Origin of the sequence: Amycolatopsis sp. AA4 (assembly GCF_002796545.1) — a bacterium.
In the GTDB taxonomy this organism is placed as follows: Bacteria; Actinomycetota; Actinomycetes; order Mycobacteriales; family Pseudonocardiaceae; genus Amycolatopsis.
Genome location: NZ_CP024894.1, coordinates 3,820,371 through 3,839,783 on the forward strand (window position 1 = coordinate 3,820,371; position 19,413 = coordinate 3,839,783).

Annotated in this window: 18 protein-coding genes; 12 read left to right on the forward strand and 6 right to left on the reverse strand. The window is 70.7% G+C overall.

What is annotated here, in order from left to right; all coding sequences use genetic code 11:
* Nucleotides 1–32 precede the first annotated feature (32 nt).
* From CU254_RS17835 to CU254_RS17870, 8 genes are all read left to right on the forward strand, one after another.
* Nucleotides 33–1,277 carry a sarcosine oxidase subunit beta family protein gene (locus CU254_RS17835; protein ID WP_009078039.1) on the forward strand — a complete coding sequence of 415 codons (1,245 nt, stop codon included), beginning with the start codon at nt 33–35 and terminating at the stop codon, nt 1,275–1,277.
* An 8-nt stretch (nt 1,278–1,285) separates the two neighbouring features.
* Nucleotides 1,286–1,564, forward strand: a complete 279-nt coding sequence (locus CU254_RS17840; RefSeq protein ID WP_009078042.1) for a sarcosine oxidase subunit delta — start codon at nt 1,286–1,288, stop codon at nt 1,562–1,564.
* The gene (locus CU254_RS17845; protein ID WP_050788213.1) at nt 1,561–4,338 is read left to right on the forward strand and encodes a 2Fe-2S iron-sulfur cluster-binding protein; all 2,778 of its coding nucleotides are present in this window, start codon (nt 1,561–1,563) and stop codon (nt 4,336–4,338) included. The genes CU254_RS17840 and CU254_RS17845 overlap by 4 nt, the downstream gene beginning before the upstream one ends.
* Nucleotides 4,328–4,879, forward strand: coding sequence for a sarcosine oxidase subunit gamma (locus tag CU254_RS17850; RefSeq protein ID WP_009078046.1), 552 nt, complete (start codon nt 4,328–4,330; stop codon nt 4,877–4,879). Before CU254_RS17845 ends, CU254_RS17850 begins: the two co-directional genes overlap by 11 nt.
* Nucleotides 4,876–5,721 carry a formyltetrahydrofolate deformylase gene (purU, locus tag CU254_RS17855; RefSeq protein WP_009078048.1) on the forward strand — a complete coding sequence of 282 codons (846 nt, stop codon included), beginning with the start codon at nt 4,876–4,878 and terminating at the stop codon, nt 5,719–5,721. Before CU254_RS17850 ends, purU begins: the two co-directional genes overlap by 4 nt.
* Before the next feature lie 19 nt (nt 5,722–5,740).
* The gene (locus CU254_RS17860; RefSeq protein ID WP_009078050.1) at nt 5,741–8,164 is read left to right on the forward strand and encodes an FAD-dependent oxidoreductase; all 2,424 of its coding nucleotides are present in this window, start codon (nt 5,741–5,743) and stop codon (nt 8,162–8,164) included.
* 19 nt (nt 8,165–8,183) lie between these two features.
* Nucleotides 8,184–8,714, forward strand: coding sequence for a hypothetical protein (locus CU254_RS17865; protein WP_199841143.1), 531 nt, complete (start codon nt 8,184–8,186; stop codon nt 8,712–8,714).
* A gap of 84 nt (nt 8,715–8,798) precedes the next feature.
* Nucleotides 8,799–9,587, forward strand: coding sequence for an aldo/keto reductase (locus tag CU254_RS17870; protein ID WP_009078052.1), 789 nt, complete (start codon nt 8,799–8,801; stop codon nt 9,585–9,587).
* A gap of 223 nt (nt 9,588–9,810) precedes the next feature.
* Here CU254_RS17870 and CU254_RS17875 read toward each other — a convergent pair whose 3' ends face one another.
* From CU254_RS17875 to CU254_RS17895, 5 genes are all read right to left on the reverse strand, one after another.
* Nucleotides 9,811–10,497 carry a substrate-binding domain-containing protein gene (locus CU254_RS17875; protein WP_009078054.1) on the reverse strand — a complete coding sequence of 229 codons (687 nt, stop codon included), beginning with the start codon at nt 10,495–10,497 and terminating at the stop codon, nt 9,811–9,813.
* 89 nt (nt 10,498–10,586) lie between these two features.
* Nucleotides 10,587–11,519 carry a hypothetical protein gene (locus tag CU254_RS17880; protein ID WP_037714031.1) on the reverse strand — a complete coding sequence of 311 codons (933 nt, stop codon included), beginning with the start codon at nt 11,517–11,519 and terminating at the stop codon, nt 10,587–10,589.
* An 82-nt stretch (nt 11,520–11,601) separates the two neighbouring features.
* Nucleotides 11,602–12,645: a hemolysin family protein gene (locus tag CU254_RS17885; RefSeq protein WP_009078058.1), complete on the reverse strand. Its 1,044-nt coding sequence runs from the start codon at nt 12,643–12,645 to the stop codon at nt 11,602–11,604.
* Nucleotides 12,642–13,967 (reverse strand): hemolysin family protein, encoded by a 1,326-nt coding sequence (locus tag CU254_RS17890; RefSeq protein WP_009078060.1) that lies wholly within the window; start codon nt 13,965–13,967, stop codon nt 12,642–12,644. Before CU254_RS17890 ends, CU254_RS17885 begins: the two co-directional genes overlap by 4 nt.
* Before the next feature lie 300 nt (nt 13,968–14,267).
* A complete protein-coding gene (locus CU254_RS17895; protein WP_009078063.1) occupies nt 14,268–14,855 on the reverse strand; it encodes a TetR/AcrR family transcriptional regulator in 588 nt (195 codons plus the stop codon).
* A gap of 144 nt (nt 14,856–14,999) precedes the next feature.
* Here CU254_RS17895 and CU254_RS17900 point away from each other — a divergent pair, with 144 nt between their 5' ends.
* From CU254_RS17900 to pip, 4 genes are read left to right on the forward strand one after another with little or no spacing between them, the layout of a single operon-like run.
* Nucleotides 15,000–15,356, forward strand: a complete 357-nt coding sequence (locus CU254_RS17900) for a hypothetical protein (RefSeq protein ID WP_009078065.1) — start codon at nt 15,000–15,002, stop codon at nt 15,354–15,356.
* Between the two features lie 33 nt (nt 15,357–15,389).
* Nucleotides 15,390–16,175, forward strand: a complete 786-nt coding sequence (locus tag CU254_RS17905; RefSeq protein WP_009078066.1) for a WXG100 family type VII secretion target — start codon at nt 15,390–15,392, stop codon at nt 16,173–16,175.
* 25 nt (nt 16,176–16,200) lie between these two features.
* Nucleotides 16,201–16,929, forward strand: coding sequence for an ESX secretion-associated protein EspG (locus CU254_RS17910; RefSeq protein WP_050788443.1), 729 nt, complete (start codon nt 16,201–16,203; stop codon nt 16,927–16,929).
* A 10-nt stretch (nt 16,930–16,939) separates the two neighbouring features.
* Nucleotides 16,940–17,887 (forward strand): prolyl aminopeptidase, encoded by a 948-nt coding sequence (gene pip, locus CU254_RS17915; protein ID WP_009078069.1) that lies wholly within the window; start codon nt 16,940–16,942, stop codon nt 17,885–17,887.
* A gap of 222 nt (nt 17,888–18,109) precedes the next feature.
* Here pip and CU254_RS17920 read toward each other — a convergent pair whose 3' ends face one another.
* Nucleotides 18,110–19,306 (reverse strand): Glu/Leu/Phe/Val dehydrogenase dimerization domain-containing protein, encoded by a 1,197-nt coding sequence (locus CU254_RS17920; protein ID WP_037714034.1) that lies wholly within the window; start codon nt 19,304–19,306, stop codon nt 18,110–18,112.
* Nucleotides 19,307–19,413: the final 107 nt, after the last annotated feature.

Consider the following 19,413-nt stretch of genomic DNA (forward strand, 5'->3'; position numbering starts at 1 on the left):
GACCAGTTGTCCGATACGGGAGGCCAGCCGGAATGACCACGACCGACCAGCCTCGTCCGCCGGGCGCGGACCTGCCGGACCACCCGGATTTCCTGTGGCGGGACCCGGAACCGCGGCGGGCGTACGACGTCGTCGTGGTGGGCGGCGGCGGGCACGGCCTCGCGACCGCCTACTACCTCGCCAAGGTGCACGGCATCACGAACGTCGCGGTCCTGGAGAAGGGCTGGCTCGCCGGCGGGAACATGGCCCGCAACACGACGATCATCCGGTCCAACTACCTGTGGGACGAAAGCTCCGGCATCTACGAGCACTCGCTGAAGCTGTGGGAAGGCCTCGAAGAAGACCTCGGCTACCCGATCCTGTTCAGCCAGCGCGGCGTGCTGAACCTCGCGCACAGCCTGCAGGACGTCCGCGACAGCGTGCGCCGCGTGAACGCCAACCGGCTCAACGGGATCGACGCGGAATGGGTCGACGCGGACGGGGTCAAGGAACTCTGCCCGATCGTCAACACCTCGCCCGACGTCCGGTACCCGGTGCTCGGCGCGACCTACCAGCCGCGCGCCGGGATCGCCAAACACGATTACGTGGCTTGGGGTTTCGCCCGCGCGGCCGCCGCGATGGGCGTCGATCTCATCCAGAACTGCGCGGTGACCGGCCTGGAAACGCGCGACGGCAAGGTGGTCGCGGTGGAAACCAGCCGGGGCCGGATCGCCGCCGGGAAGGTCGCGCTGTGCGCCGCCGGGCACAGTTCGGTGCTGGCGAAGATGGCCGGGATCGACCTGCCGCTCGTGTCGCATCCGCTGCAGGCGCTGGTGTCGGAACTGCTCGAACCGGTGCACCCGACGGTGGTGATGTCGAACGCCGTGCACGTCTACGTTTCCCAGGCGCACAAGGGAGAACTCGTGATGGGCGCGGGCATCGACTCCTACGCCGGCTACGGCCAGCGCGGCGCGTTCCACATCATCGAGGACCAGATGGCCGCCGCGCTGGAGCTGTTCCCGGTGTTCGCGCGGGCGCATCTGCTGCGGACCTGGGCGGGCATCGTCGACGTGACCCCGGACGCGTCGCCGATCGTCGGGCTGACGCCGGTGGAGAACCTGTTCCTCAACTGCGGCTGGGGGACCGGCGGATTCAAGGCCACGCCGGGCGTCGGCGACTGCTTCGCGCACACCGTCGCGAAGGGCAAACCGCATCCGTACGTCGAACCCTTCACCCTCGACCGGTTCACCACCGGCGCGCTCGTCGACGAGCACGGCGCCGCCGCCGTCGCGCATTAGGAGCCCTTGTGCAGCTGATTCCCTGCCCCTGGTGCGGTCCCCGCGAGGAGACCGAATTCCACTACGGCGGCCAAGCCCACGTCGCGTACCCGCAGGACCCGGCGGCGCTGTCGGACGAGGAATGGGCGAAGTACGTCTTCTTCCGCGCCAACCCGAGCGGCCCGCTCGCCGAACGCTGGACGCACAGCGCGGGCTGCCGCCGCTGGTTCAACGCCGTCCGCGACACCCGCACCCACGAACTCGCGGCGGTCTACCGCCTCGACGAACCCCGGCCGGTGATCCCATGACCTTCCGCCTCCCCAGCGGCGGCCACGTCGACCGCGACACCCTGCTCCAGTTCACCTTCGACGGCCGGGTCCTGAGTGGACACCCCGGCGACACGCTCGCGTCCGCCCTCCTCGCCAACGGCGTCCACCAGGTGGCGCGGAGCGTCAAGCTCGGCCGTCCGCGCGGCATCATGGCGGCGGGCGTCGAAGAGCCGAACGCGGTGGTGCAGCTGGAAAAGCCGTTCCCCGAACCGATGCAGACCGCCACCACCGTCGAGCTGTACGACGGCCTGGTCGCGCGCAGCCTCTCCGGCCAGGGCCGGTTGGCCGCCGAACCGGACCCGGCGCGGTACGACGCGAAGCACCTGCACTGCGATGTCCTGGTGGTCGGCGCGGGTCCGGCCGGTCTGGTCGCGGCTCGCACGGCGGCCCGCGCCGGAGTACGCGTCGTGCTGGTGGACGACCAGCCGGAACCCGGCGGTTCGCTGCTCGGCTCGAACGAGTACGTCGACCTCAAGCCCGCCGTCGAATGGGCCCGCGCGATCGCCGACGAACTCCGCGCGACGCCGGACGTGGAAGTACTCGACCGGACCACCGCTTTCGGCGCCTACGACGACGGTTTCGTCCTGGCCGTGCAACACCGGACCTCCGGCGCGGCCCGGCAGCGCGTGTGGCGGATCCGCGCGCAGCAGACCGTCCTCGCGACCGGCGCGCACGAGCGTCCGATCGTGTTCCCGGACAACGACCGTCCCGGCATCCTCCTCGCCAGCGCCGCGCGGACGTACCTGCACCGGTACGGCGTCGTGCCCGGCCGCCGCGCGGTGGTGTTCACCATGGACGATTCCGCCTACGCCACGGCGATCGACCTCGCCGACGCGGGCGTGGCAATCCCGCTGGTGGTCGACGTTCGCCCGGCCGCCCCGGCAAACTGGGCCGCGGCGTGTGCGGAACGAGACATCGAAATCCGCACCGGCGCGGCGGTCACTGGCACGGAAGGAACCGAACGCATCACCGGCGCGCGTGTCGGCGGGGAGCTGATCCCGTGCGACACCCTTCTCGTTTCGGGAGGCTGGACACCGGCGGTGCACCTGTTCAGCCAGCAACGCGGTGCCCTGCGCTACGAACCCGCGCTCGGCGCGTATCTGCCCGACGGTGATCTTCCGACCGCGAGGGTGGCGGGCAGCGCGAACGGCACCTTCGACTTCGCCGGTTGCGTGCGAGAAGGCCATGCCGCGGCGGCGAAGGCCCTGGCCGAAGCACCGGCAGACCTCCCGCTCCCAGTCTCCGACGCGCCGCCGCGCGAACTGCCCCCGGCCGTCGAATGGCAGATCCCCGGTCCGGAGTCCGAAGTGGACACCCGGTTCGTCGACCTGCAGCGCGACGCCACCGTCTCCGACGTCCTCCGGGCGACCGGAGCGGGCCTCACCTCGCTGGAGCACGTCAAGCGCTACACCACTATCGGCACCGCGCACGACCAGGGCAAAACCTCGGGCATGCTCGCCGCCGGGATCACCGCCGAAGCTCTCGGCGTCGACCTCGCGGACCGCCGCCCGACCACCTACCGCCCGCCGTACACGCCGGTCGCCTTCGCCGCGCTGGCCGGACGGAACCGCGGCGAACTGCACGACCCGGTCCGCGTCACCGCGCTGCATTCCTGGCACGTCGGACACGGCGCGGAGTTCGAGAACGTCGGCCAGTGGAAGCGCCCGTGGTACTACCCGCGGCCGGGGGAGGACCTGCCTGCCGCGGTCCGGCGCGAGTGCATTGCCGCCCGCACCGACGTGGCCATGATGGACGGTTCCACCCTCGGCAAGATCGACGTGCAGGGCCCCGACGCCGCCCAGTTCCTGGACCTGCTCTACACGAACCTGATGAGCACGCTCAAGGTCGGCCGGATCCGGTACGGCGTGATGTGCGGCGTCGACGGCATGGTGATCGACGACGGCACCGTCATCCGCGTGGCCGAGGACCGCTTCCTCGTCACCACGACCACCGGCAACGCCGCGATGGTGCTGGACTGGATGGAAGAGTGGCTGCAGACCGAATGGCCGCACCTGCGCGTGTTCGCCACCTCGGTCACCGAACACTGGGCCACCGTCGCACTCGTCGGCCCGCGTTCCCGCGAGCTCCTGGCCGGGCTCGCGCCCGGGCTGGAGGTCAGCAACGAGGCCTTCGGCTTCATGACCTGGCGCGACGCCGAGGTGGCCGGGATCGCCGCGCGGGTGTGCCGGATCAGCTTCTCCGGCGAACTGGCGTACGAGATCAACGTGCCTTCCTGGTACGGCCTCGCGCTCTGGGAAGCCTTGGCGGAGAAGGGAATCACGCCGTACGGCACCGAAACCATGCACGTCCTGCGCGCGGAGAAGGGCTACCCGATCATCGGCCAGGACACCGACGGCACGGTCACCCCGCAGGACCTCGGCATGAGCTGGGCGGTGTCCAAGAAGAAGGCCGACTTCCTCGGCAAACGGTCCTTCTCGCGGGCGGAAAACCTGCGCCCGGACCGGAAACAGTTCGTCGGCCTGCTGCCGGTCGATCCCACCGTGCTGCTGCCGGAAGGCGCGCAGATCATCGAGACCGCGCACGTCCCGCGCCCGCCGGTGCGCATGCTCGGCCACGTCACCTCCAGTTACCCGAGCGCCGCGCTGGACCGCACCTTCGCGCTCGCCCTCGTCCGCTCCGGCCGGGAACGGATCGGCGAGACGCTGTACGTCCCGGTCGGCGACGAGGTGGTGCCGGTGACGGTCACCGAATCCGTGCTCTACGACAAGGAGGGGACCCGCCGTGACGGCTAAGACCCTGTCTCCGCTCGCGGAGCACGCGGGCCTGCTCGCTGGCTGTGCGCCAGCCGTGCTCGCCGAGGAACGCCCGTTCGTCTCGCAGCTCAACGTCCGCATCCGCGAAGGCCACGACGCCGCGGCAGCCGTGCTCGGCACCGCGTTGCCGGACGCGTGCCGGTTCACCACCGGCATCGGCGACGTCCTGTGGCTCGGCCCCGACGAGTACCTCGTGCTCGGTGCTCCCGGAGGCACCGAGGAAGCGCTGCGGGAAGCGATCGCCGTCGGTGCGGTGACCGACGTGTCCGCGCAGCGCACCACGGTGCGACTGGCCGGACCGGCGGCTCGCGACGTCCTGGCGCACGGCTGCGCGATCGACCTCCATCCCACGGCCGCGCCGCCGGGCACCTGCGTCCAGACGCTGTACGCCCGCACCGGAATCGTCCTGCTGGTGCGGGAAGCGGGCGAGTTCACCGTGCTCGTGCGCCAGTCGTTCGCCCCCTATTTCGCCGCCTGGCTCGCCGACGCGGCGCTGGAGTACCGAGAGGAGGAGTCTTGACCCAGTTCACCTTGACCCTGCACTGCCCCGAGCGCTCCGGGATCGTGCACGCCGTGACGACGTTCCTCGTGAGCAACGGCTGCGACATCGTCGAGCACCAGCAGTTCGACGACGACGTGCACGGGGAACTGTTCCTGCGCACCGAATTCACCTGCGCCGGACCGGCCACTGTGGACGATCTCACCCGCGAGTTCGATCTGGTCGCCCGGGATTACGCGATGCGGTACCGGTTCTCCGACCGCACCCCGGACCGGCTGCTGGTGATGGTGTCCAAGGCCGGGCACTGCCTCAACGACCTCCTCTTCCGCTGGCGGGCAGGCGCGCTGGGCGCGGAAATCGCCCTCGTCGCGTCCAACCACGAGGACCTGCGCCCGATGGCCGAAGCCGCCGGGCTGCCGTTCGTGCACATCCCGGTGACCCCGGCGAGCAAACCGGAAGCCGAACAGCGGCTGCTGGACCTGGTGCGGGAACACGACATCGACCTCGTCGTGCTGGCCCGCTACATGCAGGTCCTCTCGGACGAGCTGTGCCAGAAACTGCAGGGCCGCGCGATCAACATCCACCACTCGTTCCTGCCCGGGTTCAAGGGCGCGAAACCGTACGCGCAGGCCTACGACCGCGGCGTCAAGTACGTCGGCGCGACCGCGCACTACGTGACCCCCGAGCTCGACGAGGGCCCGATCATCGAACAAGAGGTGCAGCGGGTCGACCATTCGCACTCGCCGCGCGCGCTCGCGACCGTCGGCCGCGACGCCGAAGCCCTCGCGCTTTCCCGCGCGGTGCGCTGGCATTGCGAGCGGCGCGTGCTTCTGAACGGCAACCGCACCGTCGTCTTCCGCTGACCTATCCCAGGGAGTTCTCATGACCCGTGTCGTGATCATCGGCGCCGGAATCGTGGGCGCGAACCTCGCCGACGAGCTGACGCTGCGCGGCTGGACCGACGTCACCGTGCTCGACCAGGGCCCGCTTCCGCTCACCGGCGGTTCGACGTCGCACGCGCCGGGACTGGTGTTCCAGACCAACCCGTCCAAGGCGATGACCGAATTCGCCGGCTACACCGTCGCGAAGCTCCTCGACCTCGGCTGTTTCGAGCAGGTCGGCGGCATGGAGGCGGCCACCACCGCGGCGCGCTGGGAGGACCTGAAACGCAAGCACGGCTGGGCGACCTCGTGGGGCGTCGAGGCGCGGCTGATCGACCCGGACGAATGCGCCCGGCGCTGGCCGCTGCTCGACCAGAACCAGATCTACGGTGCGCTGTATGTCCCGAGTGACGGTCTCGCGGTCGCCTCGCGCGCGGTGGACGAGCTGATCAAACGGGCCTCCTCGCGCGGCGCCCGGTTCGTCGGCTCGACCCGGGTGACCGGCATCGAGCAGGCGCACGGCCGGGTCACCGGCGTCCAGACGGCCGACGACGTGCTCCCGGCGGACGTCGTGGTGTCCTGCGCCGGATTCTGGGGCCGCGAGATCGGCGAGATGGTCGGCATGACCGTGCCGCTGCTGCCGCTCGCGCACCAATACGCGAAGACTGGCCAGCTCGCCGAACTGGCCGGAGCCGATCCGGTGCGTCCGGCACTGCCGATCCTGCGTCACCAGGACCAGGACCTGTACTTCCGCCAACACGGCGACCGGCTGGGCATCGGCTCGTACGCGCATCGCCCGATGCCGGTGGACAAGTTCGCCGAACCCGGCGAGGTGACCGCGTCCGCGATGCCGTCGATGCTGCCGTTCACCGAGGACGAATTCGCGCCGTCGTGGGAGGAAAGCAAGCTCCTGCTGCCCGCGCTGGGCCAGACCAAGGCGGAGGAGGGCTTCAACGGCATCTTCTCCTTCACTCCCGACGGAGGTTCGCTGGTCGGCGAATCGAGCGAAGTGCGCGGATTCTGGATCGCCGAGGCGATCTGGGTCACGCATTCCGCGGGCATCGCGAAGGCGGTCGCGGAGTCCATTGTGGACGGACGCTCCGAGACCGATCTGCACGAGCTGGACGTGCACCGGTTCGAGGACGTCCAGCTCGCCCCCGAGTACATCCGGGAGACCGCGCAGCAGAACTTCGTCGAGATCTACGACGTGCTGCACCCGCTGCAGCCCCGGCTTTCCCCGCGCGACCTGCGGGTCAGCCCGTTCCACGCCCGGCAGCGCGAGCTGGGCGCGGTGTTCCTGGAGGCGGGCGGCTGGGAACGGCCGCACTGGTTCGAGGCCAACGCGTCCCTGCTGAAAGACCTGCCGCACGACTTCCTCCCGCCCGCGCGCGACGCCTGGGCCGGGCAGTTCCACTCGCCGATCGTGGCGGCCGAGGCCTGGCACACCCGGAACCGCGTCGCGATGTACGACATGACCCCGCTCAAGCGCGTCGAGGTCAGCGGACCCGGTTCGCTCGAATTCCTGCAGGGGCTCACGACGAACCAGCTGGCGAAGTCGGTCGGTTCGGTGACCTACACGCTCATGCTCGACGACGCGGGCGGCGTGCGCAGCGACATCACTGTGGCACGGCTGGAACCGGAGCTGTTCCAGGTCGGGATCAACGGCAACATCGACGTCGCGTACCTGCGCAGCCGGGCACCGGAAGGCGTCCGGGTCGTGGACACCACCGGCGGCACCTGCTGCATCGGCGTGTGGGGCCCGCTCGCCCGCGACCTGGTGCAACCGCTGTCGGCGGAAGACCTTTCGCACACCGGGCTCAAGTACTTCCGCGGCCGCCGCGCCCGGATCGCCGGGGTGCCGGTGACGATCCTGCGACTGTCCTATGTGGGCGAACTCGGCTGGGAGATCTACACCTCCGCGGACAACGGCCAGCGCCTGTGGGACGCGCTGTGGCGCGCCGGGCAGTCGCTGGGCGTCATCGCGGCCGGGCGCGGCGCGTTCAACAGCCTCCGGCTGGAGAAGGGCTATCGGCTGTGGGGCACCGACATGACCACCGAGCACGACCCGTACGAGGCCGGAGTCGGCTTCGCGGTGCGCCCGGCGAAGGGCGAGTTCGTCGGCCGGGCCGCCATCGAGGGCCGCAGCGAAGAGACCGCGGCGCGGCGGCTGCGCTGCCTCACCGTGGACGACGGCCGGACGGTGGTGCTGGGCAAGGAACCGGTGTTCGTGGACGGTGCCGCTGCGGGTTACGTGACGAGCGCGGCCTATGGCTACACAATCGGCCGTCCCATCGCCTATGCCTGGTTGCCGGGCACAGTGGAGATCGGCGACCAGGTGGAGATCGAGTACTTCGGACGGCGAGTCGCCGCGACCGTGGCCGCGGAACCGCTGGTCGATCCCGGGATGGAGCGCATCCGGCGCTGAGCAGGAGGGGAGACCCGCCATGCGGGACCAGATCGTGAGCGACTTCCTGAACACCCTCGCCCGGCCCGCGGTCCCGGCTCCGGCCGGGGCGACGGTCGCGGCTCTCGCCCTCGCGCAGGCGGCGGCGCTGCTGAGCCGGGCCGCCGGCGGCGACGCCGAAGCGGACCACCTGACGCGGCACGCGTTGCGGCTGGCGGAGATCGACGCCCACGCCGTCACGCACGACGTGCCCGACCGGGCCCAGCCCGCCGCGGACGTGGTCGCCGCGGCGGGGGAGGTGGTCCGGGTGGCGGAGCGGCTGCTGTCCACTGTGGACTCCGCGGCACTGGTGGACGTCTCCGCCGCCGCGGAGATGGCCGGTTCGTCGGCGCGGACGGCAGGCGTCGCGGTCGAAGCGCGAAACGGATTCGCGGTTGGTGCGGACGCGGTGGCCGAACGGGCCGCCCGGGTGACCGCAGCGGTCCGGGTCCGTGAAGGGCTCCTTGAGGGAATCAGATTCCCTCAAGGAGCCCTTCACGGACATCCGGCGGCGGACTGCGGCGGGGTGTGAACGCAGCGGCGGCCCGGGAGTGGCAAGATCTGCGGTGTTCCCCAGGAGACCCGTTCCCGAGAACACCGCAGTGAGGATCGCCGCATGGCTGTGCCGCCCCTGCTCACGCTGAACAACTCAGTCGCCATTCCGCAGCTCGGACTCGGCATGTACCAGGTCCGGCCCGACCAGGTCGCGAAGGTCGTCGCGACGGCGTTCGAAGCCGGGTACCGCAGCATCGACACCGCCGCCATGTACGGCAACGAGGCCGAGGTCGGCGCTGCGGTGCGGGAGTCCGGGCTGCCGCGCGAGGACGTCTTCGTGACCACCAAAGTCTGGAACACCGACCACGGCTACGACAACACCCTGCGCGCGTTCGACCGCAGCGCCGAGGCCCTCGGCCTGGGCCCGGTCGATCTGTACCTGATCCACTGGCCGAAACCGGAGCTGGACCGCTACGTCGAGACCTGGCGCGCCCTGGAACTGCTGCTCAACGAGGGCCGCGTCCGGGCGATCGGCGTTTCGAACTTCGGCATCGACCACCTGCGCCGCCTGCTCGACGAGACCGACGTCGTGCCGGTCGTCAACCAGGTCGAACTGCACCCGTGGCAGCAGCAGGCCCCGCTGCGCGCGTTCCACGCCGAGCACGGCATCGCGACCGAGGCGTGGAGCCCGCTGGCCCGCGGCAGGCACCTGAACGACCGGGTGATCACGGCGCTGGCGGCGAAGTACGGGAAGACGCCCGCCCAGCTGGTCCTGCGCTGGCACCTGCAGCTGGGCATCATCGCGATCCCGAAGTCGGCGACCCCGTCGCGGATCCGGGAGAACGCGGACGTGTTCGACTTCGAACTGGCCGAGGACGACCTGCTGGCGCTGGCCGAACTCGACTCGTGAGACGCCCCAGCCGCTCAGGCCCGCGCTGACGGCGGCGCTGTGGCGCAGCTGGCTGCTCGTGAGTATTGGCGCCGGTTAGAACCGGCGTCTGCACTCACGAGGCGGTCCGCTCGGCCCAGGCGCGGTCAGGCGGCGCGCCCGGCCCGGTCAGCCGGTCTGTCCCGGATGCGCGACACCGCCCCAGCCCAGGCGCGGACGGAGGCGGTGCTGGCGTGGTCGGCGGTCAGGAAGCGCGAATGCCCGCCGCCGCGAAGTCGGCCAGCTGGGCCGGTTCCTTCAGGAACGCCCGGAAGCTCTGCGTGCCGCGCTGCTGGACCTCGTCGATCGACTGTCCGGCCAGGCCGACGAACGGGTAGTCGGCGGGCGGCCCGGAGCCGATCGGCATCGCGGGGGAGCCGATGACGTCCGGCTTGGCCTTCGAGAGCTGCGCGACCCAGTACGACGATTCCGGGATCCAGCCGTCGGGCAGGCCGCCGATCGTGTCGAGCGAGGACTTGCCGGTGAGCGCGTTCAGCACGTCGGAGGCGGGCTTGCTCTGCACGGCCACGTGCACGCAGCTGCCGTGCACCTGCGTCAGGTCCTGGTTCCAGCGCGCCGCCGCGGCCTCGACCGGCTTGGCGATCTGCGGGGTCACCACGATCCGGACGTCGGTGCGGCCGCCGTTGCAGCTCGCGGCCTGCGCCTCGGCGCGGTTGTTGAGCACGCTGTCGGCCCAGTTCCAGCCGACCACGCCGAGCGTGGCCAGCACTACGAGCCCGAGGGCCACGAGAGGCCACTTCGCGATCCGCCGGCGAGGCGCCTTCTTGGCGACGATCCGGTGCGACCCGGTCGTCTCGCTGCGGCCGGCCGGCCGCTTCGGCGGATCGAGAGGGTGCGGCACCGGCTCCTCGGGCAGGCTGTGACGCCCCATCGTTGTCCTTTCGTGACCTGCACAACACGCTCAGTTATGCAATCGAACCGTTATCACTCTATCAGGCCAGCGACCTGCAGTGAATACCGTTACGCAGAGTTGTCGGCTCCGCGGCCGGGCGACTCCGGCACGGGGTCCGGCGGCCGGGCCGGGTCCGCGAGCAGCCCTCGGCAGAGGCCGATGAGGCGGGCCCGCAGCGGCGCGGCCCGCTCGGCGAATCCGGCCTGGGCGCGGGCGTAGGAGGCCCGCCCCTCGGCGGTCTCGATCGGCACCGGCCGGTAGCCGTAGTCCGCTAGATCGTACGGGCTGGCCCGCATGTCCAGTTCGCGGACGTCCGCGGCGAGCGCGAAACAGTCGCCGACCAGCTCGGCGGGCACGAACGGATCGAGCTTGTAAGCCCATTTGAACAGGTCCATGTTCGCGTGCAGGCAGCCCGGCTGCTCCAGCGCGACCTGCGCTTCCCGGGTCGGCGCGAGCGTGTTCCGCGGCCGCGCCGGAGCGGTGAAGAACCGGAACGCGTCGTAGTGCCCGCACCGGATGTCCATCGACTCCACGACCTCGTCGGTCCCGGCCGACCCGAGCCGCAGCGGGACCTGCGCGTGCCGCACCGAGTCCGCGGGCTCGCGGTAGACCATGGCCCATTCGTGAAGCCCGAAGCAGCTCAGCCGCGGCGCCCGGGACGCCGTCGCCGAGAGCAGCTTCAGCACGAACTCGGCGGTGCGCGCCCGGCGGCCGGTGAACGCCGCCGGGTCGAGCATCACCCCGGCCTCGGTCTCGACGTAGGCCGGACGCTCGAGGAACCGCCGCGCGGACGCGCCCGCGAGCACGACGCCCGGACCGGGCTGCCAGCGTTCGAGGTGTCCCGGCCGGTGCGAGTAGTAGGTGAACAGGAAATCCAGCACGGGATGTTTCTCGCCCCGCGCCCGGCGTTCCTGGTGCGGCCCGGTCCACGCGCGCATCCGCTCGGCGTGCGCGCGCTCCCGGGCCTGCCAGTCCTCCTCGGCGAGCACGACCATGCTCATGCCGCCGCCTCCATGACGAGTTTCACGCTGGTCATCCGGGAGGCGGCGGCATGAGCGCCGATGATTCGCCGGCAAGCTGCGCTCATGCCGCCACGTGGGTGCCGTCTCGCACGGTCCCCACGTATTCCTCGACGAGGTCTTCCAGCGCCACCACGCCGACGGCCGCGCCGGACGCGTCGAGCGCCCGCGCGAGGTGGCTGCCTTCCTTGCGCATGGCCGAAAGCGCGACGTCGAGCCGCGCGTCCGACCGCAGTTCGGTGAGCGGCCGCGTCTTGTCGTCCGGGATCACCGTGCCGGGGTCCTGGCCGACGAGGTCCAGCACGTCCTTCACGTGGATGTAGCCGGTGAGCGAGCCGTCGTCCGTGCACACCGGGAACCGCGAGAACCCCGTGGTGGACACCGCGCGTTCGACGTCGCCGAGCGTCGGCCCGCAGGGGAGCGTCGTGAGTTCCGAGGTGGGCACCAGCACGTCCGCGACGGTCTTGGCGACCGACGACAGCGTCTGCGAAAGCCGCTGGTGCTCGGACTGGTCGAGCAGCCCTTCCTGGCGCGATTCGCTGAGCAGTTCGGCGAGTTCGTCGGAGCTGTACGCGGTCTCGAGTTCGTCCTTCGGCTCCACCTTCATCAGGCGCAGCAAGGAGTTCGCGACGAAGTTGAGGAAGGCGATGACCGGGTTCGCCACCTTCACCCACGCCACGTGCACCGGCACGAGCCACAACGCCAGCCGCTCCGGTTCGGCGATCGCGAGGTTCTTCGGCACCATCTCGCCGATCAGCACGTGCAGCATGGTGATGAACGCGAGCGCGAGGGCGAACGAGATCGGGTGCAGCAGCTGGTCGGGCAGGCCGAGCAGGTCGAAGAACCCGGACAGCCGGTGTGCGACCGCGGGCTCGCCGAGACGGCCGAGCAGCAGCGAGCAGATGGTGATCCCGAGCTGGGCCCCGGCGAGCATCTGCGAAACGTGCTTGCTCGCGTTGATGACGATCTGCGCGCGGGTCTTTCCCTGCTCCAGCAACGCTTCCAGCCGGTCGCGGCGCGAGGAGATCAGGGTGAATTCCGCGCCCACGAAGAACGCGTTGGCCAGCAGCAGGACCACGACGAGGGCGATGTTCAGCCAGTCGCTCACGCGGTCACCTCGCGTTCGGCCGGACGCACCTGGACCTCGGCGACGCGGTGCCGGTCCATGCTGGTGACCGCGAGCCGCCAGCCGTCGACCTCGACGGCGTCGCCCTCGGCCGGGATGGCGCCGAGCCGCTCCAGGATCAGCCCGGCGATCGTTTCGTAGTCGCCCTCGGGCATCCGGAAGCCGGTGATGTCGCGGACCTCGTCCGCGCGCAGCTGCCCGGACACGAGCCAGCGGTCCGCGCCGAGCTGCTGCGCGGCCGGGGCCTCGCGGTCGTCGTGCTCGTCGCGGACGTCGCCGATGATCTCCTCGACCACGTCCTCCAGCGTGACCAGCCCGGCGGTGCCGCCGTACTCGTCCACCACGATCGCGAGCTGGTAGCGCGAATCGCGCAGCCGGTTCAGCAGATCGTCGCCGGGCAGCGATTCCGGCACCGTCGGCACCGGGCGCATCGCCGAGCGGATCCGCGTGGTCGCGCGGTCCGCGGCCGGGACGGCGAACGCCTGCTTGACGTGCACCGCGCCCTGCACGTCGTCGAGATCCTCGGTGTAGACCGGGAACCGCGAGAACCCGGTGCGCCGGGAGATGTCGATGAGGTCGTCGATCGTGTCGTCCACGGTCAGCGATTCCACCTGCACGCGCGGGGTCATCAGCTCGTCCGCGGTGCGGTCGCCGAAGCGCAGCGACCGGTCCAGCAGCTCCGCGGTGGACGTGTCGAGCTTCCCGCTTTCCGCGCTGGAGCGGACGATCGAGCCCAGCTCCTGCGGCGACCGCGCGGACCGGAGCTCCTCCTGCGGTTCGATGCCGAACTTGCGGACGAGGAAGTTGGCGCTGTTGTTCATCAGCGTGATGAGCCAGCGGAACAGCGCGGAGAACCGGGCGTGGTAGCCGGAAACCGCGCGCGCGGTCGGCAGCGGCCGCGCGATCGCGATGTTCTTCGGCACCATCTCGCCGAGGATCATCGACAGGAACGTGGCCAGCACCAGCGCGACCGCGACCGAAACCCCGGTGGCCGCGGAAGCGGGCAGGCCGGTCGCGCCGAGCAGCGGGCGGACCAGGTCGCCGATGAGCGGTTCGGCCAGGAAACCGGTGATCAGCGTGGTGAGCGTGATCGCCACCTGCGCGCCGGAGAGCTGGAAGCTCAGCGTGCGGTGCGCCTTCTGCACCGTGCGCGAGCGCTTGTCACCGACCTGGCGGACGTCCGCGTCGACCGTGCTGCGCTCGAGCGCGGTCAGCGAGAACTCGGCGGCCACGGCGAGTCCGGTGCCGATCGTGAGAAGCAGGAAGAGCAGCACGCCGAGCACGGAAAGCAGGACGTGGATCACAGCGCACCGTCCGGGACGGCGGAACGGACGGCGGGCGGGAAGCCGGGTCGGGCGGGACCCGGCCCGGTACTGTCACCGGGCGATGGCGCGGCGCGCACGGATGGAAGTCACTCCTCGACAACTGGTTTGTACTGCGACGATGCCGACAATCGTACCGGGTCCGGGCAGCCGTGCCGCGAAAGGACGCGAACCCGGGTCCGCTTTTTCCTCCGGCCCCAGCCCGGCCAGCGGTGTTCGGCTTGCCGGGTGTGCCCGCGCGGGTCCGTCCACTGTGGCGGTTCGGCGCGGCCGGCCGGGAAGCTAGCCGCGCGCGCCCGGCCGGTGCCGCCGCACGGTCTCCTCGACCAGGTCGAGCACCGGGCCGAGATCGTCGCCGGGAAGGCCCATCGCGAGGTGCGACACGAGTCCTTCCAGGACGAGTTCCAGGAACGCGGTCAGCACGCTGACGTCGACGTCGTCGCGCAGGTTGCCCGCCTTGCGCTGCCATTCGAGGCGGTCGCGGGTGGCCTCGGTCAGCTGCTGCGAGCGCTCCGCCCACCGGCCGCGGAACTCCGGGTCGGTGCGCAGCCGCCGAGACACCTCCAGCCGGGTGCCGAGCCAGTCCGCCGGATGCTCGCTGTTGCCGGCCAGCAGGTCGCGCATGACCTGGACCAGGCCCTGTTCGGCGACGACGTCGGCCATCCGCACCGCGTCGTCCTCGGCGAGGGCGAGGAAGAGCGATTCCTTGTCGCGGAAGTGGTGGAAGATGGCCCCGCGCGACAGTCCGGTCGCTTCTTCGAGGCGGCGGACCGTGGCGCCCTCGTAGCCGTAGCGTGCGAAACACACGCGCGAGCCGTCGAGGATCTGCCGGCGGCGTGCGTCGAGGTGATCCTGGCTGACCCGTGGCATCCTGAAATCCTGACATCGAGGACCGGGTTCTCGCAATCCGTACGTACGTACTGTGACGTGACGGCGGAACGGAGGCGCGCGTCGCACCGGCGCGTCCTCGGCTGACACGACCGGGCCGGGTGACTACGCTGTGCACAGCACCACGTGAGCACCGGAGAGGGAGCGGCCTTGGTCATCGGCGAGTCGGGCCGTGCGCGGGGCGCGTTCGCCATGGACGCGGCGGAGCTGACCGCGGTCATCCGGCTGTGGGAGGACCAGCTGGGCAAGATCGCCGCCGACGGCCGCGCGATCGACGAGGTCCTCGAGGTCTTCGCCGCCCCCGGCGCCGACCCGGCGAGCGTCGAGTACGCCGCCGCCGGCGCGGATTCCCTGCGCACGCTGCGCGACCAGAACGAGGCGCTGCGCCGGTACGCCGCCGGATACCTCGACAAGCTGCGCGCCGCGCGGGACCGGACCGCCGAGGCGGACCAGGCCGGCGCCGACCTCAGCCGCGGCCGGTAAGCGGACGGCCCGGGCGCGCACGAAGGGAACCAGGTGGACGGCAAGCAGATCTTCGACAACTTCCGCGGCGGCGACACGTCCGGGTTGCGCGCGGCCGCGGCGAAGGTCCAGCAGCTTTCGGCGGCCTACCTGGAGCGCGCACAGAGCGTGAAGGACCTGCAGGAGCGCATGCTGCGCTCGTGGACCGGCGATTCCGCCGACGCCGCGAAGGCGGGCGCGGGACCGGTCGAGGCCGGGTTCCGGGAGTCCGCCGACCCGCTCGATCTGACCAGCGCGTCGATGGACACCCAGGCCAGCAGCTTCGAAAGCTCGCGGCACGCGGTCGTCGACGTGCCGCCCCGGCCGGAGCGGCCGCAGCCGTGGGCCGGTCCGCTGCAGGCGGTGCTGCCCGCGTCGGCCGCGCCAGTGTCCTTTCAGGACAGCATCGACCGGTTCCACAGCGCGAACGAGAACAACGTCCGGGTGATGGAGCAGTACCACGGCGTCACCGCGAACACGAAACGCGCGCTGCCGAAGCAATTCGGCCCGATCCTTCCGGACGGCGCCCCGATCCGCCGGACCACGTCGGACAACTCGACGACGCAGGCCGCCGCGAGCCACGACCGGAACGGCCCGGGAGCCGCGGTGCTGCCCGCTCCGGTCAGCGAACCGTCCCAGCGCGGCTCGGGCCCCGCGGTCGGCGGCGCCCCCGCCGCGCAGGGCGGCCCGGGCGACGGACTGCATTGGCGACCGGAATACCTGCTTGAGCCCGATCCGGAGGGCGCGTTCGGGGTGGACGGTTCGGCGACCCTGCCGGTTCTCGGCGACGAGGAGGAGTAGCCCGGTGGCCGATCCGGCGGGACGAGTGGACGTCCCGGTCGAAGCGCTCGCGGCATTGGCCGAACGCGAGCAGATGGGCCGGCTGCACGTGACGCTGCGGCCAGACCCGGCGTGGCTGTCGGAAACCGAGCGCGACGAAGCCGCGAAGCGGGTGGACGACGCGCTGGCGCTGGCCGGCCTGGTCGATTCGCGCGGGCGGGCCACAGCGGACTTCCTGGACTGGCTGCCGCTGCTCGTGCGCCCGGTCATCGAGTACTACGGCTGGGTCGCGACCGGCGACCGTACCTACGGCGTGCTCGCCGCGGCCAGCGGAATGCAGGCGGTGCTGGCGGTGTCGGACGGCGAACAGGTCGGCGTCCAGGAAATCGACCGCGAACGCGTGCTGGAAACTCTCGTCGAGCAGCTTCCCGCGGTCGGCCCGGGCGGCGGATACGTGCGCAGCGTGCGCGTCGCGGACCTGACCGAAGCCGCGCGCCGCGGCGAGGACGCTTATCCGTTGGACCCGGTGTTGTCGGACGTGCTAACCCTGGTGCAGCGTCCGGTGCACGGAAGCGGAGAGCTGTACGCGGGACGACGCGACGACGTCGGCCGGTACGTCCGGCTGGAAGAACCTCTGCACTACGCGGACACGGACTGGGGCCGGTACCTGAGCTACACCGTCGGGGCCGGGCCGGACGCGGAAATCCGGATCGGGCCGGCCGGCCCGGCGGAACTGTGCGGTGCGCTGCGGGCTCTGGAGCGCACCCTGAACTAGGGGAACGCTCTTGCGCTATCCGGAAATCGAACCGTACGACAGCGGCCTGCTCGACGTCGGCGAGGGCCACCGGGTGTACTGGGAAACCTGCGGCAACCCGGACGGCAAACCGGTCGCCGTCCTGCACGGCGGCCCGGGAACCGGCTGCAGCGAAGGAATGCGCCAGTTCTTCGACCCGGAGCGCTACCGAATCGTCCTGCTGGACCAACGCGGCAGCGGCCGCAGCACCCCGCACGCGGGCGACACCGTCGACGCACTGAACGCGAATACCGCCGCCCACCTGATCAGCGATTTCGAATTGCTGCGCGAAAAACTGGGCATCGAACGCTGGCAGCTCTTCGGCGGTTCCTGGGGCTGCGTACTAGGCCTGGCTTACGCGGAACAGCATCCTGAACGCGTAACGGAAATCGTCATGATGGGCCTGGCCACCGACCGCCAGAGCGAAATCGACCTGCTGACCGGCGGCCTGGGAGAAATGTTCCCGGAAGCCTACGCCCGCTTCCGCGAGGGCGTACCGGAATCCGAACGAGACGGCGACCTGGCCGCGGCCTACTACCGCCTGCTGACCGACCCGGACCCAGCAGTCCACGAGGCAGCCGCCAAACGTTGGTGCGACTGGGAATCCGCGATGCAACCCGGCGTCCCGCCCTCGCCGAAATTCGATGACCCCCGCTTCCGCCTGTGCTTCGCCCGCCTGGTCACCCACTACTTCTCCCAGGGCTGCTTCCGGGAAGACGGCGCGATCCTCCGCGACGCGGCAAAACTGGCCGGAATCCCCACAGTCCTGGTGCAAGGAATCCTGGACCTGAGCAGCCTCACCGGCACCCCCTGGCTGCTCGAACGCGCCATCCCGCACGCAGAACTGATCCTGGTAAGCGGCGCAGGCCACACCACCGCAGTCCCCTCCATGGAAACCGCACTAATCGCCGCCACAGACAAATTCGCCGCCACCGAGTAGGCGAAGCGCAGCTTCACCAGACACAACCCGCAGCCGCTCCACCCAACGAGCGAGGCACCCAGCCCCTGCCCCAACCCCGATACGAAGCCGCCCTGCGGTTCGGGTGCTTGTCAAGGCATCTTTCCCGCCTTGACAAGCACCCCCGAACCGTCAGCACAATGAAACTTCGGGGTGCCCCACGCAACCTCTCCGGCGCAATGTCGCCACCAGGCGACGAGCCGCTCAGGGAATCATCAACGCAGGCGCCGCCGAACCAAGCGACTCTTCCACCCGAGCGGCCCGCGTAGCTTCCGCCTGCCGCAAAGCAGTAACCCGAGGCGGTACCCGGTCCAAATGCCACTCCGCCAGCACCAACGCCACCTTGGCCTGCATCTCCGTCCGCAGCCGCAAGAACGAATCCGCCGGATCCGCCCCGACCTCCCCGAGCAACAACCACCAAGCCCAAGCCGCCGCCCCGGCATTGGCGATGAAGTCCGGAATCACCGCCACCCCACGAGCCGACAACGCAGCCTCAGCCTCCGGAGTAGTAGCCGCGTTCGCAGCCTCCACCACCACCTTGGCCTTGACGAGATTCTCGTTGTCCACCCGCAGCGCGTAAGAAATAGCCGCAGGCACGAAGATATCCGCGTCAGCAGCCACCACCGCCTCCCGCGGCAACGACTGCACCCCCTCCGGCAACCGCCCCCGGTCGACCTCCCCGAACCGGTCCCGCAGGTCCAGCAAGACCGGAATGTCCAACCCCTCCGGGTCGTACAACGTCCCGGCAGCGTCCGCGACGGCAACGACCTTCATCCCCGCCTCGTGCAGGTACCAAGCCGCACCGCCCCCCATCGTCCCGATCCCCTGGATGGCGACGGTGGTCTCCGGAACCGCCCACCCCCACGTGTTGGCGGCCCCCAGGCAAGCCTGCGCGACCCCGTACCCGCCGATCACGTCCCCCAGCAACTGCCCGCCGGGAACCGGCGCGTTCAGCCCGGCCTGGACCCGCCGAAGCGTGCGCGCCGGATCGGCCGAGCGGCGGATGGCGGCGTGGTACGACTGCTCCAGCCCGAGCGACGCGAAAACCTCGTCGATGAGGTGCTGCGGCACGCCCAGGTCCTCGGCGGTCACCCAGCTGGCGTCCAGCCAAGGACGCAGGAACTCGCAGAACCGGGTGAGCACGCCGGTCGCGCGCGGGTCCTTGGGGTCGAAGTCGATGCCGCCCTTCGCGCCGCCGACCGGGAGGTTGAACGCGGCTGTCTTGTTGGCCATGCCGCGCGCGAGGTCGGCGACCTCGTCGACGGTGCAGCCGGCGCGCATCCGCGTGCCGCCCGTGGCGACGCCGGAGACCAGGCTGTGCACGACCAGGTAGCCGTGCGCGCCGGTGACCGGGTCGGTCCACGTGAGCTTCATCAGCGGTTCGGCGATCCGCGGGTCCATCGAGCCACTCACCTCCTCGAGTCCTTGGCGGCGCGTTTCCGCCGCCTGCTTCCGAGGGTGGGGGCGGGGCCGGGCCCGCGTCCATTTACCGAATGTGCACGAAGTTG